Source organism: Streptosporangium sp. NPDC050855 (genome assembly GCF_044456585.1).
Lineage (GTDB): Bacteria > Actinomycetota > Actinomycetes > Streptosporangiales > Streptosporangiaceae > Streptosporangium > Streptosporangium longisporum.
This window is the reverse complement of record NZ_JBITFY010000003.1, coordinates 341,323-368,235: the sequence shown is the minus strand read 5'-3', so window position 1 is coordinate 368,235 and position 26,913 is coordinate 341,323. Positions and strand designations below refer to the sequence as shown.

At 70.9% G+C, this 26,913-nt stretch carries 26 protein-coding genes and 1 pseudogene; 15 read left to right on the top strand and 12 right to left on the bottom strand.

The features are described from left to right. The first annotated feature begins 32 nt into the window (after positions 1-32). Entirely contained in the window at positions 33-404 is a 372-nt protein-coding gene (locus ACIBCT_RS09645; RefSeq protein WP_399186962.1) for a YciI family protein, read from the top strand. After that, positions 401-1,663: an RNA polymerase sigma factor gene (locus tag ACIBCT_RS09640; RefSeq protein WP_399186961.1), complete on the top strand. Its 1,263-nt coding sequence runs from the start codon at positions 401-403 to the stop codon at positions 1,661-1,663. Before ACIBCT_RS09645 ends, ACIBCT_RS09640 begins: the two co-directional genes overlap by 4 nt. Positions 1,664-1,796: 133 nt before the next feature. On the opposite strand, the gene ACIBCT_RS09635 is transcribed toward ACIBCT_RS09640, so the two are convergent. From ACIBCT_RS09635 to ACIBCT_RS09615, 5 genes are read right to left on the bottom strand one after another with little or no spacing between them, the layout of a single operon-like run. After that, a complete protein-coding gene (locus tag ACIBCT_RS09635; RefSeq protein ID WP_399186960.1) occupies positions 1,797-2,720 on the bottom strand; it encodes a Gfo/Idh/MocA family protein in 924 nt (307 codons plus the stop codon). 58 nt (positions 2,721-2,778) lie between these two features. Next, a complete protein-coding gene (locus ACIBCT_RS09630; protein WP_399186959.1) occupies positions 2,779-3,996 on the bottom strand; it encodes an ROK family protein in 1,218 nt (405 codons plus the stop codon). A gap of 20 nt (positions 3,997-4,016) precedes the next feature. Further along, positions 4,017-4,883 carry a carbohydrate ABC transporter permease gene (locus ACIBCT_RS09625; protein ID WP_399186958.1) on the bottom strand — a complete coding sequence of 289 codons (867 nt, stop codon included), beginning with the start codon at positions 4,881-4,883 and terminating at the stop codon, positions 4,017-4,019. After that, on the bottom strand, positions 4,880-5,893 hold the full coding sequence (locus ACIBCT_RS09620; protein WP_399186957.1) for a carbohydrate ABC transporter permease: 1,014 nt from the start codon (positions 5,891-5,893) through the stop codon (positions 4,880-4,882). Before ACIBCT_RS09620 ends, ACIBCT_RS09625 begins: the two co-directional genes overlap by 4 nt. A gap of 34 nt (positions 5,894-5,927) precedes the next feature. Further along, positions 5,928-7,328: an ABC transporter substrate-binding protein gene (locus tag ACIBCT_RS09615; RefSeq protein ID WP_399186956.1), complete on the bottom strand. Its 1,401-nt coding sequence runs from the start codon at positions 7,326-7,328 to the stop codon at positions 5,928-5,930. A 151-nt stretch (positions 7,329-7,479) separates the two neighbouring features. Between ACIBCT_RS09615 and ACIBCT_RS09610 the strand changes: the two genes are divergently transcribed. Genes ACIBCT_RS09610 through ACIBCT_RS09595 form a run of 4 tightly spaced genes read left to right on the top strand, consistent with a single transcriptional unit; the run spans position 7,480 to position 12,930 of the window. Next, positions 7,480-8,526, top strand: coding sequence for a zinc-binding alcohol dehydrogenase (locus tag ACIBCT_RS09610; RefSeq protein WP_399186955.1), 1,047 nt, complete (start codon positions 7,480-7,482; stop codon positions 8,524-8,526). Between the two features lie 14 nt (positions 8,527-8,540). Next, positions 8,541-9,365, top strand: coding sequence for a sugar phosphate isomerase/epimerase family protein (locus ACIBCT_RS09605; protein WP_344898092.1), 825 nt, complete (start codon positions 8,541-8,543; stop codon positions 9,363-9,365). After that, a complete protein-coding gene (locus ACIBCT_RS09600) occupies positions 9,362-10,834 on the top strand; it encodes an MGH1-like glycoside hydrolase domain-containing protein (protein WP_399186954.1) in 1,473 nt (490 codons plus the stop codon). Before ACIBCT_RS09605 ends, ACIBCT_RS09600 begins: the two co-directional genes overlap by 4 nt. Next, a complete protein-coding gene (locus ACIBCT_RS09595) occupies positions 10,831-12,930 on the top strand; it encodes a glycogen debranching N-terminal domain-containing protein (RefSeq protein WP_399186953.1) in 2,100 nt (699 codons plus the stop codon). Before ACIBCT_RS09600 ends, ACIBCT_RS09595 begins: the two co-directional genes overlap by 4 nt. 27 nt (positions 12,931-12,957) lie before the next feature. Here the strand turns inward: ACIBCT_RS09595 and ACIBCT_RS09590 are convergent, their stop codons facing one another. Both ACIBCT_RS09590 and ACIBCT_RS09585 read right to left on the bottom strand, forming a co-directional pair. Continuing rightward, a complete protein-coding gene (locus ACIBCT_RS09590) occupies positions 12,958-13,152 on the bottom strand; it encodes a DUF397 domain-containing protein (protein WP_399186952.1) in 195 nt (64 codons plus the stop codon). Between the two features lie 74 nt (positions 13,153-13,226). Further along, a pseudogene (locus ACIBCT_RS09585) lies at positions 13,227-13,970 on the bottom strand (helix-turn-helix domain-containing protein); the annotation flags it as partial. 513 nt (positions 13,971-14,483) lie between these two features. Here ACIBCT_RS09585 and ACIBCT_RS09580 point away from each other — a divergent pair. After that, positions 14,484-14,957: a hypothetical protein gene (locus ACIBCT_RS09580; RefSeq protein WP_399186951.1), complete on the top strand. Its 474-nt coding sequence runs from the start codon at positions 14,484-14,486 to the stop codon at positions 14,955-14,957. Between the two features lie 14 nt (positions 14,958-14,971). Here the strand turns inward: ACIBCT_RS09580 and ACIBCT_RS09575 are convergent, their stop codons facing one another. Continuing rightward, positions 14,972-16,960 (bottom strand): hypothetical protein, encoded by a 1,989-nt coding sequence (locus tag ACIBCT_RS09575; RefSeq protein WP_399186950.1) that lies wholly within the window; start codon positions 16,958-16,960, stop codon positions 14,972-14,974. A gap of 28 nt (positions 16,961-16,988) precedes the next feature. After that, positions 16,989-17,297: a hypothetical protein gene (locus ACIBCT_RS09570; protein ID WP_344898078.1), complete on the bottom strand. Its 309-nt coding sequence runs from the start codon at positions 17,295-17,297 to the stop codon at positions 16,989-16,991. A 208-nt stretch (positions 17,298-17,505) separates the two neighbouring features. Between ACIBCT_RS09570 and ACIBCT_RS09565 the strand changes: the two genes are divergently transcribed. Together ACIBCT_RS09565 and ACIBCT_RS09560 are read left to right on the top strand one after the other, a co-directional pair. After that, positions 17,506-17,802, top strand: coding sequence for a hypothetical protein (locus tag ACIBCT_RS09565; protein WP_399186949.1), 297 nt, complete (start codon positions 17,506-17,508; stop codon positions 17,800-17,802). 192 nt (positions 17,803-17,994) lie between these two features. Then, positions 17,995-18,351, top strand: a complete 357-nt coding sequence (locus tag ACIBCT_RS09560; RefSeq protein ID WP_399186948.1) for an MmcQ/YjbR family DNA-binding protein — start codon at positions 17,995-17,997, stop codon at positions 18,349-18,351. A gap of 448 nt (positions 18,352-18,799) precedes the next feature. Here ACIBCT_RS09560 and ACIBCT_RS09555 read toward each other — a convergent pair whose 3' ends face one another. Next, a complete protein-coding gene (locus tag ACIBCT_RS09555; protein ID WP_399186947.1) occupies positions 18,800-19,150 on the bottom strand; it encodes a hypothetical protein in 351 nt (116 codons plus the stop codon). A gap of 468 nt (positions 19,151-19,618) precedes the next feature. Between ACIBCT_RS09555 and ACIBCT_RS09550 the strand changes: the two genes are divergently transcribed. From ACIBCT_RS09550 to ACIBCT_RS09540, 3 genes are read left to right on the top strand one after another with little or no spacing between them, the layout of a single operon-like run. Further along, positions 19,619-19,981: a GntR family transcriptional regulator gene (locus tag ACIBCT_RS09550; RefSeq protein ID WP_399186946.1), complete on the top strand. Its 363-nt coding sequence runs from the start codon at positions 19,619-19,621 to the stop codon at positions 19,979-19,981. After that, positions 19,978-20,892 carry an ATP-binding cassette domain-containing protein gene (locus tag ACIBCT_RS09545; RefSeq protein ID WP_399186945.1) on the top strand — a complete coding sequence of 305 codons (915 nt, stop codon included), beginning with the start codon at positions 19,978-19,980 and terminating at the stop codon, positions 20,890-20,892. The genes ACIBCT_RS09550 and ACIBCT_RS09545 overlap by 4 nt, the downstream gene beginning before the upstream one ends. Beyond that, positions 20,889-21,593, top strand: coding sequence for a hypothetical protein (locus ACIBCT_RS09540; protein ID WP_399186944.1), 705 nt, complete (start codon positions 20,889-20,891; stop codon positions 21,591-21,593). The genes ACIBCT_RS09545 and ACIBCT_RS09540 overlap by 4 nt, the downstream gene beginning before the upstream one ends. A 40-nt stretch (positions 21,594-21,633) precedes the next feature. On the opposite strand, the gene ACIBCT_RS09535 is transcribed toward ACIBCT_RS09540, so the two are convergent. Beyond that, positions 21,634-22,443, bottom strand: coding sequence for an SAM-dependent methyltransferase (locus ACIBCT_RS09535; RefSeq protein ID WP_399186943.1), 810 nt, complete (start codon positions 22,441-22,443; stop codon positions 21,634-21,636). A gap of 207 nt (positions 22,444-22,650) precedes the next feature. Between ACIBCT_RS09535 and ACIBCT_RS09530 the strand changes: the two genes are divergently transcribed. The 3 genes from ACIBCT_RS09530 to ACIBCT_RS09520 all read left to right on the top strand — a co-directional run bounded on the left by ACIBCT_RS09530 (position 22,651) and on the right by ACIBCT_RS09520 (position 25,292). Continuing rightward, complete coding sequence (locus tag ACIBCT_RS09530; protein ID WP_399186942.1) at positions 22,651-23,568, top strand: ATP-binding cassette domain-containing protein; 918 nt, start codon at positions 22,651-22,653, stop codon at positions 23,566-23,568. Further along, positions 23,565-24,422, top strand: coding sequence for an ABC transporter permease (locus tag ACIBCT_RS09525; RefSeq protein WP_399186941.1), 858 nt, complete (start codon positions 23,565-23,567; stop codon positions 24,420-24,422). The genes ACIBCT_RS09530 and ACIBCT_RS09525 overlap by 4 nt, the downstream gene beginning before the upstream one ends. Before the next feature lie 258 nt (positions 24,423-24,680). Further along, positions 24,681-25,292 carry a maleylpyruvate isomerase family mycothiol-dependent enzyme gene (locus ACIBCT_RS09520; protein WP_399187164.1) on the top strand — a complete coding sequence of 204 codons (612 nt, stop codon included), beginning with the start codon at positions 24,681-24,683 and terminating at the stop codon, positions 25,290-25,292. Between the two features lie 60 nt (positions 25,293-25,352). Here ACIBCT_RS09520 and ACIBCT_RS09515 read toward each other — a convergent pair whose 3' ends face one another. Further along, on the bottom strand, positions 25,353-26,903 hold the full coding sequence (locus ACIBCT_RS09515; RefSeq protein ID WP_399186940.1) for a pyridoxal phosphate-dependent decarboxylase family protein: 1,551 nt from the start codon (positions 26,901-26,903) through the stop codon (positions 25,353-25,355). Positions 26,904-26,913 lie beyond the last annotated feature (10 nt).

Sequence of the window (26,913 nt, the reverse complement as noted above, 5' to 3'; positions counted from 1 at the left end):
CACACCAGAGAATTCCGGGGCGGGTACCTGTCGTGAAATACGTGATCCTGATCTACAGCAACCCGGAGTCCCGGCAGCTGTGGGACGAGTTCCCCGCCGAGCGGCGCCGTGAGGGGCTGGAGGCCTACGCCGCCCTCGACGAGGCGCTGGCCGCGACCGGCGAGCTGATCGTCTCGGAGGCCCTCGCGCCCCCGGCCACGGGCAGGCGGGTCCGCGTGGAGGCGGGGGTGACGACCTCGGCCGACGGCCCCTTCGCCGAGGTCAAGGAGGTCGTGGCCGGTTTCTACCTCGTCGAGTGCGACGGGCTCGACCGAGCGGTCGAGATCGCCGCCCGCGTCCCCGAGGCGGCCCTGGGCCTGGTCGAGGTCAGGCCGGTGACGGCGCTGTCCGGTTTCGGGGCATGAGCGACCACCTTCGCGACATGAGCGACCACGCCGGGTTCGCGTGGCAGCGGCGGCTGCGCGAGCTGGCCCCGCAGGTCCTCGGGGCGCTGGTGCGTCACCACGGAGGCTTCGACGCCTGCGAGGACGCGCTGCAGGAGGCCCTGCTGGCCGCGACGACCCAGTGGCCCGCCCAGGGAGTACCGGCCGACCCCAAGGCGTGGCTGATCACCGTCGCCTCCCGGCGGTTCATCGACCGGTACCGCAGCGACACCGCCCGCGCCGACCGGGAGCGCGCGCTCGCCGTCCTCGTGCCCGCCGATCCGGGGGCCGTCCCGGACGTCGACGACACCCTCACCCTGTTCCTGCTGTGCTGTCATCCCGCTCTCACCCGGCCGTCCCAGGTCGCCCTGACCCTGCGGGCGGTGGGCGGGCTGACCACCGCGGAGATCGCCCGCGGGCTCCTGGTGCCCGAGGCCACCGTGGCGCAGCGCATCAGCCGGGCCAAGCACCGCATCAGGACCTCCGGCGTACGGTTCCGGCCGCCCGGCGCCGCCGACCGCGCCGAGCGGATCCGGAGCGTCACGGAGGTCCTCTACCTGGTCTTCACCGAGGGGTCGACCGCCAGCTCCGGCCCCACGGTCGATCGGGCCGACCTCTCCGCCGAGGCGATCCGGCTGGCGCGCCGGCTCCACGCCCAGGTGCCCGGCGACGGTGAGGTCACCGGACTGCTGGCCCTCATGCTGCTCACCCAGGCGCGCGGGCCGGCCCGCAGCACCCCCTCCGGCGACCTCGTGCCCCTGCCCGAGCAGGACCGCGGCCTCTGGGACACCGCGATGATCGCCGAGGGGACCGCGCTGATCACCCACGCCCTGCGGACCGCGCCGATCGGCCCGTACCAGCTTCAGGCGGCCATCGCGGCCGTCCACGACGAGGCCGCCCGGCCCGAGGACACCGACTGGCGCCAGATCCTCGTCCTGTACGACCTCCTGGCCCGGCTCGCCCCGGGCCCGATGGTCACGTTGAACCGGGTCGTGGCCGTCGGCATGGCGCACGGCCCCGCCGCCGGGATCGAGGAGCTCCACGCCGCCCGGGCGGAGGCGGCCGTCGCCTCGCACTACCGGTTCGACGCGGTCCACGGCTACCTGCTCGACCTCGCCGGTGAGCACGAGGCCGCCCGTGCGTGCTACGCCCGGGCCGCCGCGCGCACCCTCAGCCTGCCCGAACAGCGCCACCTGCGGTCCCGCGCCACCGGCGGCCCGGCCCCCGGGAAGGACCGGTAGGCCCCGCCACCGCCACCGGCCCCGTCACCGCCACCGGCCCCGTCACCGCCACCGGCCCCGTCACCGGCTCCGCCACCGGCTCCGCCACCGTCACCGTCACCGTCACCGTCACCGTCACCGTCACCGTCACCGGTCAGGACGCGGTCGCGGCCTCGATCAGTTCCTGCAGCCGCAGCCCCCGGGCCGCGTCCAGCTCGCCCGCCCGGCCCGACCGTACGGCCGCGGCGAACTCGGCGCGCAGCACCGGCCAGCACTCCTCGTGGTCGATGCCCGCGGTGTCGAAGACCAGCTCCCCGGCCGGTCCGAACAGCTCGATCCTGGTACGCGCCCCAGGCAGCGGGACCGTACCGGACAGGGAGGCCTGGCTGACCGCGCCGTTGCCGTGCTCGCAGGTCAGCTCCACCCAGCGGCGCGGGTCGCCGGTCGCGCGGACGGCGGTGACGGGACCGACGGCGGCGTCCAGCAGGTCCAGCAGGTGCGGGCCCAGGTCGAGCAGGGCCCCCCGCTCCAGCCGCCAGCCGGTGGCGGACTCCCCGCCGAGGAAGGCGCCGTGCAGGTAGCACGAGCGGGCCCCGGTCACCTCCAGGCCGGCCGCGCGGCGCAGGAACTCCCGCGTGGCCGGGTGGTAACGCTTGGTCAGCACCATCTGGGAGACGACCCCGGCGGAGGCGACGGCGTCGGCCACCGCGCGGGCCGACGCGAGGTCGGGCCCCAGCGGCTTGTCCAGCAGCAGGGCCCTGCCCGCGCGGGCCGCGCGTACGGCGAGCTCCGCCTGCACGGCGGGCGGGACGGCGAACGCGACGGCCTCGCACCGCTCGAACAGCTCCTGTGGCGTTCCGGCGACCGCTGCCCCGTACGGTTCGGCGACCTCGCGGGCCGCGGCGGGGCGGCGCGCCCAGACGGCGGCGAGCCGGGTCTGCGGCCCGGCGGCCAGCATCCGGGCGTGCATGGTCCGGGCCCACGGCCCGGCGCCGATCAGGCCGACCTCGACGGGAGGACCGGACCAGGCCGGGACGGCGGGCGCGCCGGCCGCGGGGCCGGGGGAGGGGGCGGTCACGGCCGGCTCCCGGGGAGTCCGGTGGGACGGGCCGCCGGGCACGGCGGGGCGGGGGTCCTCATGCGTCGCTTCCGGTGGCCAGGTGGGGCGGGCGGGCGGCCAGGCGGGCGTCGGCCTGGCCGGGGGCGTACAGGTGCTCGACCACCATCGCGGCGATCCCGGCCAGCGCGGCGCGGTCGCCGAGGCCGGAGGTGACGACCTGAAGGTTGCGGGTGGCCCGGGGCAGCGCCCGCTGGTACAGCAGCTCGCGTACCCCGGTGACGAAGTGCGTCTCGGCCAGATCCCCGGCGATCATGAGGACGCCGGGGTTGAGCAGGGTGACGACGGTGACGAGCACCTCGCCGCAGCGCCGCCCGGCCTCGCGGGCCAGGCGTCCCGCGTCGGGGCTGCCCGCGTCGAGCAGGGCGCGGACGTCCGCGCCGGACTCGGCCGGCACGCCGAGGGCGGTGAGCTGCCCGGCCAGGGCACGTCCGCTGGCGACGGCGGCCAGGCAGCCGTACGAGCCGCACATGCAGCGCACGTCGGGCTGGTCGTGCAGGCGGATGTGGCCCAGGTCCCCGGCGCCGCCGTCGATGCCGCGGAAGATCCGCCCGTCCACGACGACGCCCGCGCCGATCCCGTTGGAGACCTTGACCAGCACGAACGCCGAGCAGTCCGGGAACGAGGCGCGCTGCTCGCCCAGCCCCATCAGGTTGGCGTCGTTGTCGACCAGGACCGGGACGGCCGCGTCCACACCGGCGCGCAGGTTCACCAGGGCCTGCATGCGCTCGGGGACCGGGTGGCCGTCCCAGCCGGGCATGACCGGTGGCCGCACCACCCTTCCCGTGGACGTGTCCACCGGCCCCGGCAGCGACAGGCCCACCCCGCAGACCGCCTCGGGAACGGTCCCGGTGGACTCCAGCAGGTCGGCGAACCAGACGGCCAGCCGGTCGAGGACCCGTTCGGGACCGTCCTCGATCGGCTGGCCGCCGGAGCGCTCGGCCAGCACGCCGCCGGCCAGGTCCAGGACGGCGGCGCGGGCGTGGGTGGTGTCCAGGTCGGCGGCGAGGACCACCGCGTGCCGGACGTCGAACTCCAGCAGGGTGGACGGGCGCCCCCCGGTCGAGTGGCTGCCCGGGACGGCGCGCAGCCAGCCCGCGGCGAAGAGCTGGTCCAGCCGCTGGCCGACCGTGGACCGGGACAGGCCGGTCACGCTCTGGAGCTCCCCCCGGGTCCGCGCCTGCCCGGTGCGGATCAGTTCCAGGAGATGACCTGCGGTGCTCCAGGGCGTTGCCATCCGGTACGTCTCTCCCAGCCTCAGCTCTTGTCCGCCCCGCTGGTGAGGCCCTCGGTGAGGAGCCGTTCGGCGGCGTAGAAAAGAAGTACCACGGGGATGGTCAGGATCACCGACCCGGCCATGAGAACCGTCTTGGGCACCTCGATGCCGTTGGCGAGCTGCTGCAGGCCCAGCGAGACCGTCCAGCTGTCGGGGACGGCCGCCAGGAACAGCAGGGCGAACAGGAACTCGTTCCAGGCGATCATGAAGACGTACAGGCCGGTCGCCATGAGCGAGGGCGCCGCGAGCGGCAGCACGATCCGGCGCACGGTCTGCAGCCGCGAGCAGCCGTCCAGCGCGGCGGCCTCCTCGACGCTTTTGGGGATGGTGACGAAGTAGTTCTTCAGCATGTAGATCGACACCGGCACGGTCTGCGCGATGTAGACGATGACCAGGCCGAACAGGCTGCCCTGCAGGCCCATCCGGGCGAACATCACGAACAGCGGGACCGCCAGCAGGGTGGCCGGGAACAGGTAGACGGCCAGGAACACCGCGCTGACCTGGCGCCCGCCGAAGAACCTCAGCCGGCTGACCGCGTAGGCGCCGGGGATCGACGCCAGCAGGGTCAGCGCCACGGTGGCCAGGGCGACGAGCGCGGAGTTGCCGAGCATCCTCAGAAAGCCCTGGCCGCCCTCCTCGACCGACTGCAGGACGTTCTGGTACGTGCTGAAGGTGAGCTCGGACAGGTTCACCCAGATGCGGCCCGGGTCGAGCAGCAGCTCGTCGATCGGCTTCACCGAGAGCACGAGCATGTAGTAGAAGGGGAACAGGGTGACGACCGCCAGGACGGCGATCACGATCCAGCGCAGGACGCCGAAGATCCTCTGTTCGGTCCGAGCGCGGCTCATGACGCCTCCTCCTGAACCCTCTTGGCGAAGAATGTGAAGTAGATGCCGAGCAGTACGGCGAGGATGACGGCCAGGACCAGGGCCTGGGCGGCCGCGGCCCCCACGTCGTAGCGGGCGGTGAGGAAGTCGTAGACCCGCACGGCGACGACGTCGGTGCCGGAGCCGCCGCCGGTGAGCAGGTAGACGTCGTCGAACTTGTTGAACGTCATGATGAACCGCAACACCGACAGCAGCGCGATCACCGGCATCAGCTGGGGCAGCAGGATGTAGCGGAAGCGCTGGGTGTGCGTGGCGCCGTCCACGGTGGCGGCCTCCTCCAGCCCGACCGGCACGGCCTGGAGCCGGGCCAGCAGGAACAGGAACGCGAACGGGAAGTAGCGCCAGATCTCGAAGGCGATGACGGTGAGCAGCGCGAGCGGGATCTCCACCTGCCAGCCGAGGACGGAGATCTCGTGGGAGCGGGTCGACAGGAAGGCCAGCGGCTCGTCCCAGCCGAACAGCGTGGTGCCCCACTGGTTGACGATGCCGAACTGCGGGCTGAGCGCGATCTCCCAGACGAACGTGACGGCCACCACGGGCGCGACGTAGGGCAGCAGCATCGAGCCGCGGAACAGGGCCCGGCCGCGGAAGGGACGCCGCAGCGCGAGGGCCGCGACCAGCCCGATCAGGATCGAGCCGACGGTGCTGCCGATCGTGTAGACCAGGGTGGTCCACAGCGAGGTCCAGAAACCGGGCGAGGTGAAGACCTGGACGAAGTTGTCCAGGGTCCAGTTGGACAGCAGTCCCATGCCCTGGATGTCGACCAGCCGCGCGCGCTGGAAGGCGAGCAGCACGGTCCAGGCGATGGGCAGGATGACCACGAACGCGACCACCAGGACGGTGGGGGAGACGAAGGCCATTCCGGCCCGGTTCTCACGCTGGGCCAGGGTGAGGAGTCTGCGCGACCCGGGCCGCGGCTCCGGGTCCGGGGCGGGGGAGGGGCGCTGCTCGGCGTCTTGCACGGTGCTCATCGCGGCTTCCTAGGGGGACAGGGCCGGGGACGGCTCACTGGAGGGACTTCTGCAGGGCCCTGACTTCCTCGGCGGCCTCCTTGGCGGCCTCGCCGGGGGAGATCTGGCCGGAGGTCATGGCGCCGACCGCCTTGGGGATGGGCAGCTCGCCGATCGTGGCGCCGACCAGCGCGCCCTGACCCTCGGTGATGCCCCAGCGCTTCATGTCGCTGACACCGGCGGCGAGCGCGTCGAGGAGCTCGGCGGAGAAGACGTCCTCCATGGGCTTCTTGGTGTCGACGCCGATGTCGCTGGCCCGCCAGGCCTTGCGGTATTTCTCGGGCTCCTCGGCGGTGCCGTTGCGGACCGGGATCTTGCCCTCGGCGGCCATGCCGAACCAGTCCTCGTACCCGCCGCTCATCATGTACGACACGAACCTCTCCGCGGCCGCGGTCTCGGCGTTCCGGGTGACCACCCAGGAGGAGATCTCCCCGAACTGCGCGGGCTGCGCGCCGGCCGAGCCCTTCAGGGCCGTGACGATCCCGCTGTTCTCGGACAGGAACTGCGGGTCGGGGCCGCATTCCCGGCAACTGGGCAGCGCGTCGGCGCGCAGGCCGGCCAGCTCGTCCAGCAGGAAGGTGGACCAGACGATCATCGAGGACTGGCCGGCGAAGTAGGTGGCGCGGGTGGAGTCCACGCTCTGGGTGCCGGGAGCGCCGTAGTCGGCGGCGAGCCGGTGGTAGGTCGTGAAGGCCTGGACACACTGCGGGCTGTCCAGGCCGATCCGGCCGTCGGCGCCGACGAGGCGGCAGTCGTTGGCGAGCGCCAGGTCCTCGAAGCTCTGCTGGGTGAAGACGTCGCTCGGGTCGGTGGCGAGCGACATGCCGCTGTTGCCGGGGGCGTTCAGGGCCTGGGCGGCCTTGAGCATGGCGTCGTAGGAGTCGGGGACGGCGAGCCCGGCCTTGGCGAACAGGTCCTTGCGGTAGACGAGGATCTGCATCCAGGCGTCGCTGGGAACGCTGAGCCGGGTCGACCTGTCGCCGGTCAGCGTCAGCGCGTTGGGGTTGAAGGTCCCGGCGCCGAGCCCCTGGACGATCCTGCCCGCGGCGGCGGTGTCGAGCAGGCCGTTGGTGTACATCTGCCAGACCGGGGCGAGCGGGACGCTGCCGATGACGTCGGGCAGGGTCCCCGCGGCGGCCGCGGACATGATCAGCTGGGGGAGCTGGCCCTCGTCGATCCCGACCAGCTCGACCTGGACGCCGGTCTCCTGCTGGAACGCCGCGACGATCTTCTTGGTCACCTCCATGCGCGGGGTGAGGTTCTCCAGGCTCCAGACCGTGATCCGGTTGTCCGGAGCGCCCCTGCCCTGGGTGCCGCAGCCGGACACCAGTCCCGCCGCCAGCGTGACGGCCACGCAGGCCGCCACCGCTCTCGCCCTTCCCGTCCACCCTCGCATGGATCTTCCTAACTGCCGCCGCGTGTTACGTACGCGTTGCATCAGAGCACCACTTCTGTCTGTTAACAAGACCTAAGCTTGGTATATCTTCGACATAAATAAGCATCATCTGCGTAACGCTCACCCCAAAAGCGACCTCCCGGAGCCCCCTGTGGTACGCGTCGTCCAGTTCACCGGTCCCCGCCAGGTGGAGATCGCCACCGGCGAATCCGCCCCCCTCCCCCCCGGCCACCTGCGTGTCCGGACCTGCTACTCGGGCATCTCCGCGGGCACCGAGCTCACCGCCTACCGGGGCACCAACCCGTACCTGACGCGCTCCTGGAGTCCCGAGACACGCCTCTTCCGCGATGCCGGAGGTGGGATCTCCTACCCGGTCGCGGGTTGGGGATACTCCGAGGTGGGCGAGATATGTGAGATCTCCCCGGAATTAGCGGACACGCCCGGAATACCCCAGCCCGGCGACATGGTGTGGGGCGTGTGGGGCCACCGCAGCGAGGGCGTCGTCCCCGCCGCCCTGCTGAGCGGCCACCGCCTCCCCGCGGGGCTGTCCCCGCTCGCCGGCGCCTTCGCCCGGGTCGGGGCCATCGCCTACAACGCCGTCCTCGCCGGCGACATCCACGTCGGCGAGGAGGTCGCCGTCTTCGGCCAGGGCGTGCTCGGCCTGCTCGTCACCCGGCTGGCGGAGCTGAACGGCGCCCGCGTCACCGCCGTCGACACCCTCGGCTCCCGCCTGGCCAAGGCCAGGGAGTACGGCGCCCTGCGCACCCTGAACCCGCGCGCCGACGCCGTCGCCGAGCGGATCCGCGAGGCCACCGGCGGGCGCGGCGCCGACGTCGCCATCGAGATCAGCGGCGCCTACCCGGCCCTGCACGAGGCCGTGCGCTCGGTCACCGTGGGCGGGCGCGTCGTCGCCTCGGGCTTCTACCAGGGCGACGGCGCGGGCCTGCGGCTGGGCGAGGAGTTCCACCACAACCGCGTGCAGCTCGTCTCCTCGCAGATCGGCGGGGTGCCGCCGCAGCTCGCCGGGCGCTGGACCGTGGACCGGCTCCAGCAGACCTTCCTGCGCCTGGTCGCCGACGGTCTCGTCGACGTGAAGTCCCTGGTGAGCCACGTCATACCGGCCGCCGACGCGGCCGAGGCCTACGTCCTGCTGGATGAGCGTCCCGCCGACGCGCTCCAGGTCGTCCTGGAGTTCTGAGAGGACCTCGACCAATGTTCAGCATCGCCTGCCAGGAGCAGCTGCTTCCCGGCGAGACACTGCAGCGCAAGTGGGAGTTCGCGTGCGGCGCCGGATACGACGCCATCGAACTGCGCGGCAAGGGCGGTCACGCCTTCCGCGACCGGCTCCCCGAACTGCGCGCCGCCCGCGCCGACGGCGTCGTCATGCCGACCGTATGCGTGGACATGCCGCACTTCTTCGGAGCCTTCGACGCCGACCTGCGCCGCGACGCCGTCGAGCAGATGAAGTCCCAGCTCTCCGTCATCGCCGAGCTCGGCGGCCTCGGCGCCCAGACCCCCGCCTCCTACGGCATGTTCTCGCGCCGGCTGCCCCCGTTCGACCCGCCGCGCGACGAGGAGGAGGACCGCGAGATCCTGCTGAAGGGCCTGGCCGAGCTGGGCGAGCACGCCCGCGGCGAGGGCGTCACGCTCTTCCTCGAACCGCTCAACCGCTACGAGGACCACATGGTCAACCGGCTGGAACAGGCCGCCGAGCTGATCCGCGCCGTCGGCCTGGACTCGGTCCGCATCGGCATCGACAGCTACCACATGAACATCGAGGAGGCCGACCCCGCCGCGGCCGTCCTGGCCGCCGGGCCCCTGATCGGCCACGCCCAGGTCAGCGACTCCAACCGGCTCCAGCCCGGCGCCGGGCACCTGGACTGGCCCGCCTGGCTGGGCGCGCTGGACGCCATCGGCTACGACGGCCACCTGGCCGTCGAGTGCCGGCTCGCAGGGGACCCGGCCGAGGCCGTGCGCGCGATCCCGTCCTTTCTGCGCCGGGCGATCCCGTCGCTCTCGCAGCGGGTGGCCGGATGACCACGATCCTGGAGACGCCCCCTCCCGGCGGGGGCCGGTGGACGCCCCTGCGCCAGGCCGCCACCCACGTCCTGCTCGACAACTGGACCGGGGCGGCGACCGTCCCCTCGCGCGCGCTGTACCCGCACCAGTGGAGCTGGGACTCGGCGTTCATCGCCATCGGGCTGCGCCACGTCGCCCCGCGCCGCGCCCAGCGCGAGCTGGAGACGCTGCTGGGCGCGCAGTGGGACGACGGTCGCATCCCGCACATCGTCTTCAACCCCGCCGTGCCGCTCGACGCCTACTTCCCCAGCCCCGACTTCTGGCGCTCCTCCACCGCGGGCCGGGCCGCAGGCGCCCCCCGCGCCGTCCAGACCTCCGGCATCGTCCAGCCGCCCGTGCACGCGCTGGCCGCCTGGCAGGTGCACCTCGCCGACCCCGCCGAGTCGCGGCGCCGCGGCTTCCTGCCGCGGATCTACCCGCGCCTGGCCGCCTGGCACCGCTACCTGGCCACCCGGCGGGACCTGGGCGGCGGCGGCCTGGCCGCGGTCGTGCACCCCTGGGAGCCCGGCCTGGACAACAGCCCATACTGGGACGCGGCCCTGGCCAGGGTCGAACCCGCGCCACCGCACTCCTTCCGCAGGGCCGACCTCGCCCACGGCTCGCCCTCCGACCGCCCCACCGACCTGGACTACGCGCGGTACGTGCGCCTGGCAGGCGTCTACCGCGACCACGACTACGACGACGCGCGCACCCCGCACGCCTTCGCCGTCGAGGACCCCTGCTTCAACGCGCTGCTCATCGCCTCCGAGCACGCGCTCGCCGCGATCGCCCGGACGATCGGCGCGGATCCGGCGGACGCGCGGGCGCACCTGCGCCGCGCCGAGGAGACGACCGCCGCCCTCGTCGACCGGCTCTGGGACCCGGCCGCGGGCGTCTTCGGCGCCCGCGACCTGCTGACGGGCGAACCCATCGGCGGGTACGGCGTGTCCGGGCTCGTCCCCCTGATCGTCCCCGGCCTGCCCGCGCGGGTGACGGCGGCCCTGCTGCGCACCGCCCACGGGCCGCGCTTCCGCCTCGGCCAGGTGCACCTGGTGCCCAGCTACGACCTGACCGCGGAGGAGTTCGACGGCAACCGCTACTGGCGCGGGCCCAGCTGGTTCAACACGGCCTGGCTGATCTACCGCGGCCTGGTCCGGCAGGGCCGGGCAGGGTCGGCCCGCGTCCTGCGCACGCAGATCCTGACCGCGGCGGGCAGCACCGGGTTCGCCGAGTACCTGGAGCCGTACACGGGGCAGGGGCGCGGCATCCGGCGCTTCGCCTGGACCGCGGCCCTGGCCCTGGACCTGCTGCACTCCGGCGAACGGGACGTCGACGAACGGGACGTCGAGGACGTCGAGGAGATCGAGGACGTCGAGGAGGCCGAGGAGCGGGACACCGGCGGCGACGGGGCGTCGACGACGCGCGGGGGAGCGGGGGCGGCGCGGTGACGGCCGGCCGGCTGCTCGTCGGCGGCGGCACGTTCGCCGCGGTGACCGACCGCGGGGACGTCCACGGCACCCGGGGCGCCTCGACGGACGGACTGTTCGTCCGCGACGCCCGGCACCTGAGCCGATGGTCGCTCACCGTGAACGGAGCCACGCCCACCCTGCTGACCTCCTCCGGCGAGGAGTGCGTACTGACCCCGCCCGGCACCCGCGACCTGCCCCCCGCCTGCACCCTGTTCCGGCGGCAGGCGGTGGCCCCGGGTGCCCTCACCGAACGGCTCCGGCTGGTGAACAACCAGGGCGAACCCACCGTCGTGGAGCTCGAACTCCATGTCGACGCCGACTTCGCCGACCAGTTCGAGCTCCGCGCCGACGACCGCGCCTATCCCAGGCCCGACGCGCACCGCGCGGTGCACGACACCCCGGACGGTCTCGTCTTCCACCACCGGCGCGGCGAGAACTGGTCCTCGCGCACCACGGTCACCACTTCACCCCGGCCGCACCGCATCGGCGTCCCCGACACCACCGGAGGCGGCCACGGGGGCGCCACCGGCGGCACCGCCCGGCAGGGCACCGGGGACGGTCAGGGAAGCGAGGCCGGTGCCGGCGGTCACGAGGGCGGTCACGAGGGCGGGAAGGGCGGCGACGGTACCGGGGGTGGCGCCGGGGGTGGTGGCACGGCCCGCGTGCTGACCTGGCGGTTCGAGCTGCCCGCCCACGGCACGGCCGAGCTCGCGCTCACCGCGCTGGCCGTCCCGCACGGCCTGCCGGAGCCGTCCCCGCCCGGATCTCCCGGCGAGGTACGGCAGCGGATCCGGGCCGACACCGGCGACTTCGTGAACGCCCACCCGCGCCCTCGTGACCTCACCGTCTGGGAGGAGCTGGCCCGCGCCTGCGAGCAGGGCCTGACCGACCTGGCGCGACTGCGCATCCCCGTCACGGGCCCCGACGGCGAGGCGCTGCGGGTACCCGCGGCCGGGATCCCCTGGTTCCTCTGCCTGTTCGGCCGCGACGCGCTGCTGACCTCGCTCTTCGCGCTGCCCTACCGGCCCGCCCTGGCCGCGGACACGCTGCTCGCGCTGGCCGCCGTCCAGGGAACGCGGGACGACCCGTTCCGCCTGGAGCGACCGGGCAGGATCGTGCACGAGGTACGGCACGGCGAGCTCGCGCACTTCCGGCAGGTCCCCTACGGCCGCTACTACGGCAGCATCGACGCCACCCCGCTCTTCCTGGTGCTGCTGGAGGCGCACGCCTCGGCCACCGGCGATGCGTCGCTCGCCCTGCGCCTTGAGCCGCAGGCCCGCGCCGCGGTGGAGTGGATGTTCCGCGACGGCGGCCTCGGCGAGGACGGCTACCTCCGCTACACCTCCGACGCGGCGGGCGGCGGCCTGGTCAACCAGAACTGGAAGGACTCGGCCGGCGCCGTCTGCTTCCCCGACGGCCGCCAGGCCGAGGGCGCCCTGGCCGTCTGCGAGGTGCAGGGGTACGCCTACGACGCCCTGGTCCGCACGGCGCGGCTCGCCCGTACGCTGTGGAAGGACGCCTCCGAGGCGGATCGCCTGGAACGGGCCGCGGCCGGCCTGCGGGCCCGCTTCCACCGCGACTTCTGGATGCCCGAGCACGGCTTCCCCGCCCTCGCCCTGGACGGCCGGGACCGCCGGGTCGACACGCTCGCCTCCGACGCAGGCCACCTGCTCTGGTCCGGCATCCTGGACCCGGACCAGGAACGGGCGGTGGGCATGCGGCTGCTGCGGCCGGACTTCTTCTCCGGGTTCGGCATCCGTACGCTCGCCTCGGGCCAGGCCCCCTACCACCCGCTCTCCTACCACCGGGGGAGCATCTGGCCGCACGACAACGCCGTCATCGCCCTCGGCCTGGCCCGCTGCGGCCTCGCCGAACAGGCCGGCACCGTCGCCCGCGGCCTGATCCTCGCCGCGGCCCTGCACGACTGGCGCCTGCCGGAGGTCCTGGCCGGGTACGGCCTCGACGAGCACCCCGTGCCGGTGCCCTACCCGCACGCCTCCTCGCCGCAGGCCTGGGCGGCGGCGACCCCGCTCGCGCTGCTGACCGCACTGCGCGCCACCGGCGAGGACGTCTGATCCGGCCTGCTCCCCGTTCCGGTCCTCTCAGAACGCGCCGGTCTTGATGCTGGTGATGAGGGACGTCCACGTGGCGGGGGTGAGGAGCAGTTTGGGGCCGTCGGGGTTCTTGCTGTCGCGTACGGCGACCAGGCCGGGCAGGTTGGTGGCCACCTCGACGCACTGACCACCACTGTCTCCGGAACGCGACGACTTCCGCCACACCGCGTTGCTCGGGTCCATTCCTGCCTCACATCCTCGATCATTCTGAGGGACATGTGCTCAGGGTAGGCCCAGAGTCGTATCGCCTCATAGCGCTTCCATGCCGTTGTCACAGAAGCAAGATCGGTCATGATCTGCCCTTCCGCTGATGATTCTGCATGAACGGCACCCGGCTGCCCGTCTGGAAGTTCGGCGATCGTGAAGGCGCCCATCAGGCCCGTGAGGCATTCCGGGCTAACGATTTGGATGTAAACGGTCGGCCTGTGAGCGATCTTGAGTAAATGACTGAGCTGTTCGTACATCACCTCGTCTCCACCGACCTTGCGCCGGAAGACGTTCGCGTCGACGAGCGCAATGAGGGTGGGAGGATTTTCCCGACTCAGAACCCACTGCCGGTTCATACGAGCTTGGACCCGTTCTTCCACCTCGTCGGGGGTGATCTGTGGTGCTTGAGCGAAGATATGCCGAGCATAGGACTCCGTCTGGAGAAGTCCTGGGATGAGGAGAGGGTCCCAGGACCGTAGGGCGAGAGCGGCCGGCTCGATCTCCTCGACCCAGCTCTGGAACCAGATCGGTCCGCCGGGCTGGGCGAGGATACGTTCCCGAAGACGGGTGAAGGCGTTGCCGCCGGCCGTCTTGAACAGCAGATCCAGCCTCTCGGCATCGGACTTCGACGGGGTGCGGCTGGCGCCTTCCAAACGGCTGATCTGCGTCTGCGTGCACCCCAGCCGGGCGGCCACGGAGGACTGCGAGAGTTGCACGGCCTCCCGCAACCGGCGCATCTCGGCACCGAACCGCACACGGGGAGACCCGGGGTCGAGAGACGGCGCCTCGTCCATCGCATTTCCTCCCGAATTAGAAAAAGTGGACATTTCTTTGGTCGGCATCGCGGAATTCGGTGGACATGCCGACGGCTGTCATAGCCTGTGTTGACCTGGATTACCAAACCAGTCGCCGACCAACTACTGGGAAGGCATTCTAAGCGCAAGATTCTCATTACGGCGCCTCAATGGAGAAATGAGCGTATGACCTTCCCAAGTGAACAGAACAACTCACGGATGAATATGACGCCGCTTTTTCGCGCCTGAGCCACGAACATCGGAAACCGCTCACATGGTGGGTCGGTGACCATGGCCCCGCCACCTCTCAGGGGTGCGCGCTTCACACTGGATGACGTTCTCGATCCGAGGCCGCCGACATGACCGGCGCGGGACGATCCCGTCACCCGAATGGACGGATCGACTCAGACAGCCACCATCGGTGACAGACGGATATGGAAAGGATGTGGCGGCGACGCGCCGGGTGGGTAAGGATTGACACATCCCAGCTTCCGCTGCCCTTGGAGGTTCTAAATGCGCTTCACCCGGTCGCTTGCCGTCGGCCTGATGCTGATGATGGCGACCTCGGGGTGTTCCTCCGAGCGCTCCCTGAAGGATGCGGCAGCGGAGTTGCAGAAGGACGTGCGACGCCTGGAGACCGATGACGTCTTCAAAAATCCGCTCATGAATCTACGCATCGTGCAGCGTCCAGACAAGGATCTTCCTTGTGGGGGAGAGAAAGTTAAGCGAGTATTGCGGGCAACGGCTGACGAGGAACATGCTGACGAATCACAGGACTCTCGTCTGGATAAAGCCCAAAGAGTTATGGAGAACACTCTGTCCCGAATCCTCGGTTACAAAGTGGAGTACGATATCAGCCAGGCAGATGCTCAAGAGGGGCGGTTCATTCATGGGAGTAAGGAGGTGGGTGTTGTAGTAAATGTTTATGTGGCACCGGAGGCTCCGACTTGGCGGATATACGCACAGACCGCCTGTTTGCCGCGATGAGAGAGTCGCCAGTGTCAGTTCTGAATCTTCAGTAAATTCTCAGCCAGATCGCTGGTTTGGAACCGCGAAGAGTGCTCGGCTTTTTTGTCGAGGTCTGCGTTGCCGTCCATCCAGTTTTCGTAAGCATTCAATTTTTCCTGAAGCACCTGTTCCCACTTCTTGTCGTCAGTGGCTCCTTTCTTAGCCTCGATCGTAAGCTGTTCGTATGTCTTGAGGGCTCCAGTTTTCGTGTTGAGAAGTTCAGCGGGAGGCTCACTTGCCGGGTAGCCGCCACTGTGAAGAAGGTAAGCCATCTCATACTTCATACGTTTAGACAGGTCAGCTCGGCTGTCCGTGGCCGCTTCGACCTGCGTTTCGAAACTATCGGCCCAGAAGTCTGATGCGGTGCTGACGATGTAAGCCTGGGTCAGCTCCCAGCCGACTTCGGCGACCGGCTGCACGACGGCTACCCCACCAAGCATGAAGCCAAAAGTATTTTTAACGAAGTCGCGGGCCAAGTCGGCGACGGCGTCTTCTTCGCCGAGTACGTCTTTTGCCGCCTTGAATGAGATGCTGCTGAAATCGCCGAACATCATTGCAATATCGCGGAAGTAGTCAGTGTTGCCCTGCGCGTCTAGGCGGGCAGCGGCCAGCAAGGTTTCATGACGGAGCTTCGCCACTGTCGAGTCGAACGCGTCGGCGGTCTTGTTTTCACCGATAAAGGTTTTCATGAATTGATAGGTGTCGCCGGAACTGAGATAGAACGCGGGGGTCACCCCGGGGAAGGCTTCCCAATGTTTGGGAATCTGCATACCAGAGAGGCGGTCGGCGGCTCTGTCGAAGCGTCCGCCCGAGACCATCTCATGGACGTACGACTGTGCGATCACCCCCATGGAGCCCTTCGCGGGTTTCGGCAGGTCGGCGCCGAAGGCGGCGGCTGCACGGATGGCGTCGAAGGCGAAGGCGGCAGCGGCCGGACTGTGCTGACCGGCCTTCTCGGTCGTGGCCTCGGTTCCCGACTCCATCGCCCGGCCGAAGGCGTCGGCCACCTCGTCCCCCGTGCCCACCCCCTTGGCGTAATTGAGAAACAGCTTCATTGTGTCGACCTGGCTGAGCGTGGTGTCTTTGTCGCCCATTGCGGAGAAAGCGTTCCGGACCGCCGCGCCATCTCCGGCCAGCACCTCCAAACCCATGGCGACCAGATCGTCAGGCAGGCCGTACTCCTTGCTGCCGAGGGATCCGGCGCGCCAGTCCTGTCCGGGTTTCTTCGCGAACTCGTCCAGAACCAGGGAACGGGCCGCCGCGCTGCGGACGGAGGAGGGGGCGTTGGCGCGGCTGAGCAGCGCGAGTCGGTTCCACGCGGTGACCTTGCCTTCAACCGGTTTCACGAGGTCGTTCCTGACCTCGGCGAACGCCGGGACGAGGGAAGGAGCGCGCAGTGCCGCTCCGAGAGCCTTGCTGAAAGCGCCCAGGTCCTGCTTGGCGGTCTTACTGCCGGTGGCCGCGATGATGCTGGGCAGTGCGTCCCGGACCTTGGGCGACAGCAGGGCGAAGAAAGCGGCGGCGGCCTGGGGGTTGTCGGCGAGCTGGGCGATCTCGTCGGCGTGCTCGTGGATGAGCGCGGCCTGAAGCTCACCGCCGTGGTGCACGAGGATGTCCTCGCCGTACATGGAGGCCAGGCCCCGGGCGACCTCGAAGCCCTTCAGCTCGTCGGGAAGGCGGACGAGCCCTTGCCCGCCGGCCGCCATGGAGGCCGTGCCGCCCGCCCCACCGAGCTCCGGGGCGCCGGCGCCCAGGGTCCTGATCAGGTCGATCCGGCCGTGCAGCATGGAGACCTGCGTCCCGGCCCAGTCGGCGATGTCGGCGATCTCCCGCAGCGCGGGGGTGGCGATCCCGTACCGGCCGAGCTTCTCGTCGAACTCCCTGCTGAACGCGGTCAGCCGGTCGGCCGCGCCGCGCAGGGAGGTGGCGAGCTCGCCCATACCCTCGGGGTCGATGCCGCAGAACTCGGAGGCGGAGGCCATGGAGCGTTCTCCTTCGCGGTCGTGACGGTCACGTGCGTCCGGCCATCTCCCGGCGCATGGCGTTCGCCTCGCTCTCGGTCACCAGCGGAGGCTGGCGGCGCAGCTCCTCCTCGACCGCGTCCACCACGTTCTGGGCGAGTCGTCCCAGCCGGTGGTGCCGGTCCTCCAGCTCGGTGGTCCAGGTGGCGGCCGTCGGCCCCGTCCACACCTTTCCCGACCGCATCGCCGAGGAGGCGCGCTGGTACGCCTGCCGAACCTCGTGAGCCCTGTCCTCGGCCTCGACGAGCAATTGTCTCAGCCGCTCACGCCGGGGATTGGGCACCATCCGCTCGGCCACGCCACCCCCGTTCCTTTACAGGGCCCCGCGATGAAGGAAAAAGTCGCATACCACAGTAGGTATTGATCGTCTGAGTCGGCAAGTCCCGTACCCGCTCGGTATCGCGCTTTCCCGCCGCGGACATGGCCGTACACGGCAAAGAGACTGATATTTCGGTCATTCCTCTTATGGCAGAGCACCACTTCCCACGACGGCATCGGAGTAACGGATGTCACTATTCGAAGAGCACATCGAAGCGCTGGAAATCGCCGCCAAAGCCCTGGCGTGGATGGGTTTCATCGCCGTTGTCGTATTGCTCTTCGCCGGTCATGTGAGCGTGCCCATGGCCGTCGCGGCCGGCGCCGTCCTGGTCTCCCGCGTCATCCTGTACGAGTTCCGGGAGATCCGGGCGTGCCGGGACCGGGAGAGCGCGGGGGAAGCGGAACTACGCCGTGAGCAGCGGCGCGAGCATCGCGAGCGAGAACTGCGTCTCCAGATCCTGCGCTTGCAGCGGCCTGAGCGGTGACCGCGCACCGTCCCGGCGGCGCACGCGGACGAGACCCGCCATGCCGTCACCACCGTGCCGACCACCGACGCGGGGGTCCACGTGCGGCGTCATACGCGGGACGGCGCGTCCACGCCGTCGACGCGGCGGCGTCTTCCCGCAGATGGTGGACGGTACGGTGAAAATGTCGGGGCATCCTGGTAGAAGTTGGCCATGGCTGTGAGTGTCGGTGAGTTCCTGGAGATGCTGAACGAGCTGCCCGAGGTCGTGCAGAGCGACGGTGGTGAGTGGGTCTCCCTGAAGGTGCACGGGAAGGGCTTCGGCTACCTGTGGGAGAAGACGGCGACGGTCGGGCTCAAGGCGACGATCCAGGAGCAGGTCGCGCTGGTCGCGGAGCGGCCGGAGGTGTTCGAGGCCCAGTTCACGGCGGGCCAGTTCGGCTGGGTCGTGGTGCACCTCGCGAAGATCGAGGCGGATGAGCTGTTCGAGCTCGTCACCGAGGCCTGGTGCCTGACGGCGCCCAAGCGGCTGGTCGACGCGCACGAGGCCGGGTCGCCCCTGCTGCGGTGACGGGCGACGCCCGAGATCGTGACGGCCCGCTCGGCGGCGTCATGAGGACGACAGGGGCATGAGGGCGACGGCGTCATGGGGACGACAGGCCGACCGCCAGGTGGTGGCACTGTCGCCGCGGGAAGAGGACGGGCCCGCCCCTCGCGTCCGGCATGGACGTCCGGGGGCGGGGACGTCCCGGGCACGGACGTCCTGGGCAGGGGCGTCCGGGCAGGGGCGTCCGGGCGGGGACGGCGCGCGAGCGCGGGCGGTGATGCACCGCGCCGGACACGCCGTCCTGCAGCGCGAAGCCGCGACCCTTTCTTGTGATTTCTCCGTTTTTTCCGAGGGCGGGGCCCTTCGACGATGTGATATTACTTTGTAAAGGCGCACGTGTTCCGAACTCGGCACCGCCGTAGTGGTCGCCGTCGTGCGCCGCCCCGGGAGACGGGCCGTCCTCCGGCCTCCGTCAGTTGTCGATCCCTCCGGCCGGTCCGCGTCCCGGAGTGATGCCGTCACTGATGCCGTCGCTGATGTTGCCGGTGCCGCTTCCCGTACCGCTCGCGCCCCCGCCCGCCGTACCTCGGCGGGCGCCGCTGCCGGTGCCCTGGCGGGCGCCGTCGCCGTCCTGGCCGCGCCTGGCACGGCACCTGTCCGGGTTCTTCTTCTTCCTGCACGGCTTCTGGGCGGAGACCTGGGCGGAGGAGTCGGCCGCGGCCACGGTGCCCGCGGCGGTGAACGTGGCCGGCAGGGTGACGGGCGCGACGAGGGCGGAGGCCGCCATCGCCCCGGCCGCGAGAACGTTGCTGAGTCTGGTCATGGCGGACCACCCCATGTCGAATCGGTGGCGCCCCGGGCGATGCCCGAGCCTGCGGAGCGCCGTACCGGCATCGAGGGTGACGCGGGTACGGCGCGGGACCTGTCTCCACGGTAGGCACGCGAGCCCGCCCGGGTCGGCCATCGGACCCCAAAGCCTCGGGAGAGCGGGATTACCCGTCGGTAGCGGAGCGGAGCGACCGGTCACGCTCGGTCACCGTGTCCTGCCGGAACGCGTCCGTCGGAAGGTCTCCGCGGGGGAGCGGACCACAAAGCTCCCATAGATCCGGAAGCGAGGCGGCTCCGCGGGAGGGTCTCCCGTACCTTCCGCCCCTGTCTTTCGGTGCGTCGTCCCAGGTCCGTCAGCCGCGAAGGCCGTCGTCGGCCTTCCTTCCGGCGGCCGGTGTTGACGGACACCTTCTTCGCTCCTATGGTTCATTACAAGAGTAATGAACCAGCTAAGCGGGTGTTCATGTTCGATGATCAAAGTCCCATCTATCGGCAGATCGCCGATCGCATCAAGACCGAGGTGTTGAACGGGACGCTGAGCGGCGGCGACCAGGTCATGTCGACCAACCGGTACGCCGCCTTCTACCGGATCAACCCCGCCACGGCGGCCAAGGCGTTCCAGCAGCTGGTCGACGAGGGCGTTCTCTACAAGAAACGAGGCATCGGCATGTTCGTCAGTCCGGACGCCCGGGAGGCGCTCAGGACCCAGCGGCGGGAGAGCTTCTTCGCCGAGGTGGTCGCACCGATGGTGGCCGAGGCGAAAGTGATCGGCATCCCCCTGACCGACATCGTGAAGCGGATCAACGAGCTGGAGGAGCACGCATGAACATCGTGGCCGACGGACTGAGAGTGGACTACGGAACCGTCAGGGCGGTCGACGATGTCACGTTCTCCCTCGACGGCGGCAAGATATACGGCCTCCTGGGACGCAACGGATCGGGCAAGACCAGCCTGCTGTCGGTGCTGGCCGCCTTCCGCAGGCAGTCGGGGGGCACGGTACGGGTCGGAGGGCGGCCCGTGTTCGAGAACGCGGACGTCACCCGCGACATCTGCCTGATCCGCGACGCGGGCGAGACGGTCGACATCGGCACCGCCGCGGACGCGCTCGACTTCGCCGAGTGGCTCCGCCCGAACTGGGACGCGGAGTACGCCCACGCGCTGATGGACCGGTTCAAGCTGAAGCGGAACGCGAACGTCAAGGCCATGTCCAAAGGGCAGCGGTCGGCGCTGGGGGTGGTGGTGGGGCTGGCCTCGCGGGCGCCGCTGACCATGTTCGACGAGTCCTACATCGGGATGGACGCCCCCTCCCGCTACGCCTTCTACGATGCCCTGCTCGCCGACTACATGGAGCACCCGCGCACGATCATCCTCTCCACCCACCTGATCGGAGAGGTCAGCTCGCTGTTCGAGGAGGTCCTGATCATCAATCAGGGCAGGCTGCTCCTGCACGAGCGGAGCGAGACCCTGCTCGCGCGGGGCACCTCGGTCACCGGGCCGGTGGCCGCGGTCGACGCCTTCACCACCGGGCTGACGGTGCTGAACACCGACCGGCTGGGCCCGACCAAGGTGGCCATGGTCTACGGCGACCTCGACGAGACCTCGCGCCGCAAGGCCGCCGAGGCCGGGCTCGAACTCGGCCCGATCGCCATGCAGGACCTGTTCGTCCGCCTCACCGACCCCGACCCCGCCGCCCTCACCACCCCCGTCCCCACCGAGCCCGCCGGAGAGGTCCGATGAGATTCCCGAGCCGCCTTCTGGGCGCCCCCCTGATCTACACCGCCTTCATGTGGGCGGGGTTCTACGTACTGGTCGCGCTGATCACGATCGGTGTGGCGATCTTCGGAACGCTGAGGATCAGCGGGTGGGAGGTCGCCACGCAGATCCCCCGCTGGCTGGCCCTGTTCATCGGCGTCTCGCTGATCAGGGAGTTCCTCCCGCTCTACATCGCGCACGGGCAGACCCGCAGGGAGTTCGGCGCGCAGGCCGCGGTCACCGTCGTGCTGTACGCGCCCGCGTTCTCCGCCCTGATCACCCTGGGCTACCTGCTGGAGGCGCTGCTGTACAACCTGCTCGGCCGGCCGCAGACGCTGACGGGCGTCCACCTGTTCTCCTCACCGACACAGGTGCCGCTGGTCTTCGCCGAGTACCTCGTCCAGGGGATGACCTGGATGGTCGCCGGGGTGCTCATGGCGGCGGCGTTCTACCGCTGGCAGGCCGCCGGGATGCTCTCCCTGCCGTTCGGCATCGCGCTGGTCGCGCTGGGGGAGTCGGCCATCGGAGGGAACCTGCGGCTGCCGTTCTTCACCTCGGCGCTGGACTTCGACCTCGCGCCGAGCGTCCCGATGGCCCTGGGCGTCGGCCTCGGCTGCCTCCTGGTCGGCCTGGCGCTCACCTGGCCGATCATCCGCGACGTCCCGCTCCGCAACAGGGTCTCCTGAACGCGGGCCGCCTCCCGTGGGCCTTCGCGCCGGTCCGTTCTCAGGACCGGCGCAGCAGCCCGACCCCGACGTAGCCGTCCACGCCCGGGAGCTGGGGAAGCCGGGGGTGCTCCGCCTCCGGACGCCAGTCGTCGGTGGAGACCAGGCCGGGTTCCACCAGGTCGAAGCCGTCGAAGAAACGCATGATCTCCTCATGCGAGCGGGGCGTCGCGGAACCCGCGGAGGTCTTGGTGTAGAGCGCGCGGCCCTCGCGGACCTTGTCCTCGGGAAGGTCGCCGAAGGACAGGTGGCTGATCGCCACGCAGCTGCCGGGGGCGAGGCGGTCGCGCAACGTCGTGACGATCCGCTCGGCCACGTCGTTCTCCGGGATGAAGTGCAGGACGGCCAGCATGAGCAGGCCCACCGGCCGGCCGAAGTCGATGTGGTCGTTGACCTCGGGGTCGTCGAGGATGGCCAGGGGCTCCCTCAGGTCGCCGTTCAGGACGATGGTCTGCCCGTTGTCGGCCAGCAGGGCGCGTCCGTGGGTGAGCACGATGGGATCGTTGTCGATGTAGACGACGCGGGAATCGGGCGCCAGGCCCAGCGCCACCTGGTGCACGTTCTCCTGCGTGGGAAGCCCTGCGCCGATGTCGAGGAACTGGCGGACGCCCGCCTCGGTCATGAACCGCACGGCCCGGCGGAGGAAGCGCCGGTTGGCCCGGACCCCCTCCTTGGCGTTGGGGGTGATCTCGAGCAGCCTCTCGGCCGCCGTACGGTCGGAGACGAAGTTGTCCTTACCGCCGAGAAGGTAGTCGTATATCCGGGCGACGCTCGGAACGTTGGGGTCGATCTCCACCGGCACGTGCGTCATGTGCGTCCATCCCATGCTCAATGCGTCACTCGTTGATCTTAAGGTAACGGATGAAGCGGGTGATGTTGCCACAAGGGACCAAAGCGGAACGAAGCAGGCGACCACCCGCGGGCCGAGCAGCCGGTCCCGTGCTGCAGGGATAACCCGAAACCATCACGGAGGCGCTCCCGGTGGTGCCGGACGGCCCGCAGGCCGATCGTGGACAGGGTGATCGAAGCCTATGAACTGACCAAACGGTACGGCGGCCGGGCCGTGGTCGAGGACCTGTCCTTCACCGTCCGGGCCGGCCGGGTCACCGGTTTCCTCGGGCCCAACGGGTCGGGGAAGTCCACCACCATGCGGCTCATCCTCGGCCTGGACCGTCCCGACTCCGGCCGGGCGACCATCTCCGGCCGCCCCTACCGCGAACTGGACACGCCCCTGCGCGCCGTCGGCGCCCTCCTCGACGCCAAGGCCGTCCACCCCGGCCGCAGCGCCTACGACCACCTGCTCCATCTCGCCCGGTCGCAGGCACTGCCGCGCACCCGGGTCCAGGAGGTCCTGGAGGTCGTCGGGCTCGGCCAGGTGGCGCGCAGGCGCACGGGCGGATTCTCCCTCGGCATGGGGCAGCGGCTCGGCGTCGCCGCCGCCCTGCTCGGCGACCCCGAGGTCCTCGTCCTGGACGAGCCGGTCAACGGCCTCGACCCGGAGGGGGTCGTCTGGATCAGGGAGCTGATGAGGAGGATGGCCGCCGAGGGCCGCACGGTCTTCGTCTCCAGCCACCTGATGAACGAGATGGCCGTCACCGCCGACCACGTGATCGTGATCGGCCGGGGCAGGGTCATCGCCGACTGCGGCGTGGACGAGCTCGTCAGGCGCGATCCCAGGCGGTCGGTGCTGGTCCGCACCCCCGACGCCGGGCGGCTCGGCGCGCTGATCACCGCCGCGGGCGGCGACGTGGGCACCGGCGAGGACGGGGCGCTCACGGTGGCCGGCATGGAGGCCCACCGGATCGGCGAGCTGGCCCTGGACGCCCGGATCGTCGTGCACGAGCTCACCCCCAGGCGCGCCTCGCTGGAGGACGCCTTCATGGAACTCACCAGGGACAGCGTCGAGTACGCGGACGCCGACAGGAGCCGGTCATGACCGCGAGCACCCCGTCCACCACGCCCGCCCGGCCCACCGGCCCTGCCAGGTCCGCCGTGCCCGTCGCGCGTGCCGGGTTCGTCCACCTGATGGCCTCGGAGTGGACGAAGATCCGCTCCGTCAGGTCCACCGTCTGGTCGCTGGTCGTCATGGTCGTGCTCACCGTCGGCTTCACCGTGCTGATGGCCGCGACAACGGTGATGAACTGGGCGACGGCGTCGCCGGCCCGGCAGCGGCAGATGGTGGGCGACCCGCTCGCGCTGCTCGTCCAGCCCGGCGTCTCCTTCGCCCAGCTCGCGGTCTGCGTCCTCGGCGTGATGGTGATCACCGGCGAGTACTCCACCGGGGCGATCCGGTCGAGCCTGCTGGCGGTGCCGGGCCGCGTCCCGATGCTCGCCGCCAAGGCCGCCGTCCTCGGCCTGCTGGTCCTCGCGGTCACCGAGCTGATCGTCGTGCCGTCGTTCCTGGTCGGGGCCGCGATCCTCGGCGAGCGGGTGGACGTCTCCCTCACCGACCCCGAGGTGCTCCGCGCGATGGCGGGCGCCGGTCTCTACCTGGCCCTGCAGGCGCTGTTCGCGCTCGCGATCGGCGCGCTGCTGCGGCACACGGCCGCTGCGATCACCTGCGTCCTGGCCCTGGTGCTGGTGGTGCCCAACCTCCTCCTCATGCTGCCCGGCGAGGCGGGCAGGACGATCCACTCCCTCTTCCCCACCGTGGCGGGCCGGGCGGTCCTCGCCGGAGACGCCCAGCAGGTCGTGTCCCTCTCCCCCTGGGCGGGGCTCGGCGTCCTCGCGCTGTGGACCGCCGCGCTGCTGGCACTGGCGGCCCACCTGCTCAGGCGGCGCGACGCCTGAGCGGGGCCGGGGGGGCTCGTAGGTCCCGGGCGTGGTGGCGACGCGTTCCTCGTCCCGCCACTTCCCGGACCGGGAGGGGAAGACCCGTCCCTGGAAAAATCGTTCACGGGCGACGATTCCGCGCCGTGGCGGGAGTCCTGTCCATGACCGTTCCCAACGACCACCGTGAGGACTCCCGTGACCCACGACAGGACACCGTCCGACAGGACCGCTCCGGAGCCGAAGCCCGGTTCCCGCCGCACGTCCGGCGTCTGGCCGCTGGTCCACGCCGAGCGGGCGGCCCTGGCGGCCGACCTGGCGGAGCTGACCGACGAGCGGTGGGCGACGCCGTCACTGTGCACCGGGCTGACCGTACGCGAGGTGCTGGCGCACCTCACCTCGGGGGCGAGCCTCACCCCGCTGCGGTGGATGGCGGGCGTGATCCGCTGCCGGTTCGACTTCGACAGGCAGAACGCCATGCGGCTCGCCGAGGAGCTGGGCGCGACCGGGGCCGAGACGCACGACAGGTTCCGCCGCGTCGTCACGAGCACCACCAAGCCTCCCATCCCGGTCATCGCGATGCTGGGTGAGACGATCCTGCACGCGGAGGACATCCGGCGGCCACTGGGCATCCGCCGCGACTACCCGATCGGGACCCTCACCCGGCTGGCCGAGTACTACCGGGGCAGCGATTTCGTCGTCCTCGCCAAGGGACGGATCACCGGCCTGCGGCTCGTCGCCGACGACGGCCCCTTCGCGACCGGCTCCGGTCCGCTGGTGTCCGGCACCACCCTGGCGCTCACGATGGCCATGACCGGGCGCACGGCGTACTGCGACGACCTCCACGGCGACGGCGTCGCGATCCTGCGCGAGCGCGGTGAGATGAGATGACCGGGCGCCCGCCACCCGGACGCCACCGACGGGTCGGTCGCGCCGGCGGGGACGGACGGCTCACGCCCGGGAGGCGACCTCCCCCAGGATCTTCGCGACCCGGTCCACGTCGGCCTCGGTGGTGCGCCAGTTGCTGAACGCGGCGCGCAGGGCCGGCACCCCGTCCAGGACGGTCGTCGTGAGGAACGCCTCGCCCGACGCGGTGATCGCGTCGGCCAGCTCCGCGATCCGGGCGGGGGAGGGGGGATCGGAGAGGGTGAAGCAGACCACGTTGAGCCGTACCGGCGCCAGCAGCCGGTAGGCGGGCATCGCGGCGATCCGCTCGCCGAGATCGGCGGCGAGGGTGACGCAGTCGCGGACGATCCCCGCGTGTCCCTCGCGTCCGTACGCGGCCAGCGTGAACCAGGCTGGCAGGGCGCGCAGGCGGCGCGAGTTCTCCGGTGTCAGGTGCACGAACTCGGGCTCGGTTTCGTCGCCCAGCGGCGCGAGGTAGGCGGCCGCGTTCTGGAAGACGCGGGCCTGCAGGTCACGGCGGCGGGTGAACTGGACCGCACTGTCGTAGGGCACGTTCAGCCACTTGTGCAGGTCCACGCAGACCGAGTCGGCCTCGCCCAGGCCCGCGACCAGGTGGGCGTGCCCGGCCGACAGCGCGGCGAAGGCCCCGAACGCGGCGTCCACGTGCAGCCAGAACGGGTGACGCTCGCGCAGGGCGGCGATGGCGCGCAGGTCGTCGAAGTCGACGGTGTTCACCGTCCCGGCGTTGGCGACCACGATCGCCGGGGTGCCGTCGAGCCGCTCCAGCTCCCGGGCGAGCAGGTCCACGTCGATCGCCTCCCGTCCCGGCAGGAGACCGACGTGCCGGATCGCCGAGCGCCCCAGGCCGAGCACGGACAGCGCCTTGGCGATGCTGGAGTGCGGGCTTCCCGACAGCACCGTCACCGGTCCGAGCGCGGCCGCGCCCTCCTCGGCCACCGACACGCCGCGTACCTCGCCCAGCCACTCCCTGGCGATCGCCAGGCCCGCGAGGTTGGACATGGTCGCGCCGCTGACGAACGTCCCCCGGTGCCCGGCCGGCAGGCCGAAGAGGTCGCGCAGCCAGGCGACGGTCTCCCGTTCCAGGTCCGGGGCGAGCGAGTCCAGGTTCGAGGTGGGGTTCTGGTCGAGCGCGCCGGTCAGCCAGTCGCCCGCCAGCGCCGCGGGCGTCGCGCCGCCCGTGACGAACCCCAGGTAGCGGGGGCCCGGACCGGACGCGAAGCCCGGCTCCCACCGTGTCGCGAACACCTCCATCGCCTCCTCCAGGCCGATCCCGGCCTCGGGCAGGGGGGCGGGCTCCGGCCGCACCGGGGCCCGTGCGGCGGGCCGGTCGTCCAGGCCGTCCAGGATGCGCACGGCGTACGCGCGGACGGCCTCCATCAGCTCGGGCACGCGGGCACGATCGGTTCCCAGAAGGTCACGGGCGTGCCCGGCTCCCGGAAGGTCATGGGCGTGCCCGGCTCCCAGAGGTTCACGGGCACGGTCGGCTTCCGGAAGGTCGCGGGCGTGCCCGGCTCCCGGAAGGTCGTTCGAAAGCGCGGGGACGCGCGGGGTGGCCGGGCCGGATCTGTCGTTCATGCTTCGACGC

Coding starts and splice junctions, on each gene's coding strand:
- ACIBCT_RS09555 (WP_399186947.1), bottom strand. CDS start 19,150: ATGACCAGACTCAGCAACGTTCTCGCGGCCGGGGCGATGGCGGCCTCC.
- ACIBCT_RS09615 (WP_399186956.1), bottom strand. CDS start 7,328: ATGCGAGGGTGGACGGGAAGGGCGAGAGCGGTGGCGGCCTGCGTGGCC.
- ACIBCT_RS09565 (WP_399186949.1), top strand. CDS start 17,506: ATGTCACTATTCGAAGAGCACATCGAAGCGCTGGAAATCGCCGCCAAA.
- ACIBCT_RS09575 (WP_399186950.1), bottom strand. CDS start 16,960: ATGGCCTCCGCCTCCGAGTTCTGCGGCATCGACCCCGAGGGTATGGGC.
- ACIBCT_RS09580 (WP_399186951.1), top strand. CDS start 14,484: ATGCGCTTCACCCGGTCGCTTGCCGTCGGCCTGATGCTGATGATGGCG.
- ACIBCT_RS09640 (WP_399186961.1), top strand. CDS start 401: ATGAGCGACCACCTTCGCGACATGAGCGACCACGCCGGGTTCGCGTGG.
- ACIBCT_RS09590 (WP_399186952.1), bottom strand. CDS start 13,152: ATGGACCCGAGCAACGCGGTGTGGCGGAAGTCGTCGCGTTCCGGAGAC.
- ACIBCT_RS09525 (WP_399186941.1), top strand. CDS start 23,565: ATGACCGCGAGCACCCCGTCCACCACGCCCGCCCGGCCCACCGGCCCT.
- ACIBCT_RS09545 (WP_399186945.1), top strand. CDS start 19,978: ATGAACATCGTGGCCGACGGACTGAGAGTGGACTACGGAACCGTCAGG.
- ACIBCT_RS09605 (WP_344898092.1), top strand. CDS start 8,541: ATGTTCAGCATCGCCTGCCAGGAGCAGCTGCTTCCCGGCGAGACACTG.
- ACIBCT_RS09535 (WP_399186943.1), bottom strand. CDS start 22,443: ATGACGCACGTGCCGGTGGAGATCGACCCCAACGTTCCGAGCGTCGCC.
- ACIBCT_RS09550 (WP_399186946.1), top strand. CDS start 19,619: ATGTTCGATGATCAAAGTCCCATCTATCGGCAGATCGCCGATCGCATC.
- ACIBCT_RS09515 (WP_399186940.1), bottom strand. CDS start 26,903: ATGAACGACAGATCCGGCCCGGCCACCCCGCGCGTCCCCGCGCTTTCG.
- ACIBCT_RS09560 (WP_399186948.1), top strand. CDS start 17,995: ATGGCTGTGAGTGTCGGTGAGTTCCTGGAGATGCTGAACGAGCTGCCC.
- ACIBCT_RS09600 (WP_399186954.1), top strand. CDS start 9,362: ATGACCACGATCCTGGAGACGCCCCCTCCCGGCGGGGGCCGGTGGACG.
- ACIBCT_RS09540 (WP_399186944.1), top strand. CDS start 20,889: ATGAGATTCCCGAGCCGCCTTCTGGGCGCCCCCCTGATCTACACCGCC.
- ACIBCT_RS09620 (WP_399186957.1), bottom strand. CDS start 5,893: ATGAGCACCGTGCAAGACGCCGAGCAGCGCCCCTCCCCCGCCCCGGAC.
- ACIBCT_RS09630 (WP_399186959.1), bottom strand. CDS start 3,996: ATGGCAACGCCCTGGAGCACCGCAGGTCATCTCCTGGAACTGATCCGC.
- ACIBCT_RS09625 (WP_399186958.1), bottom strand. CDS start 4,883: ATGAGCCGCGCTCGGACCGAACAGAGGATCTTCGGCGTCCTGCGCTGG.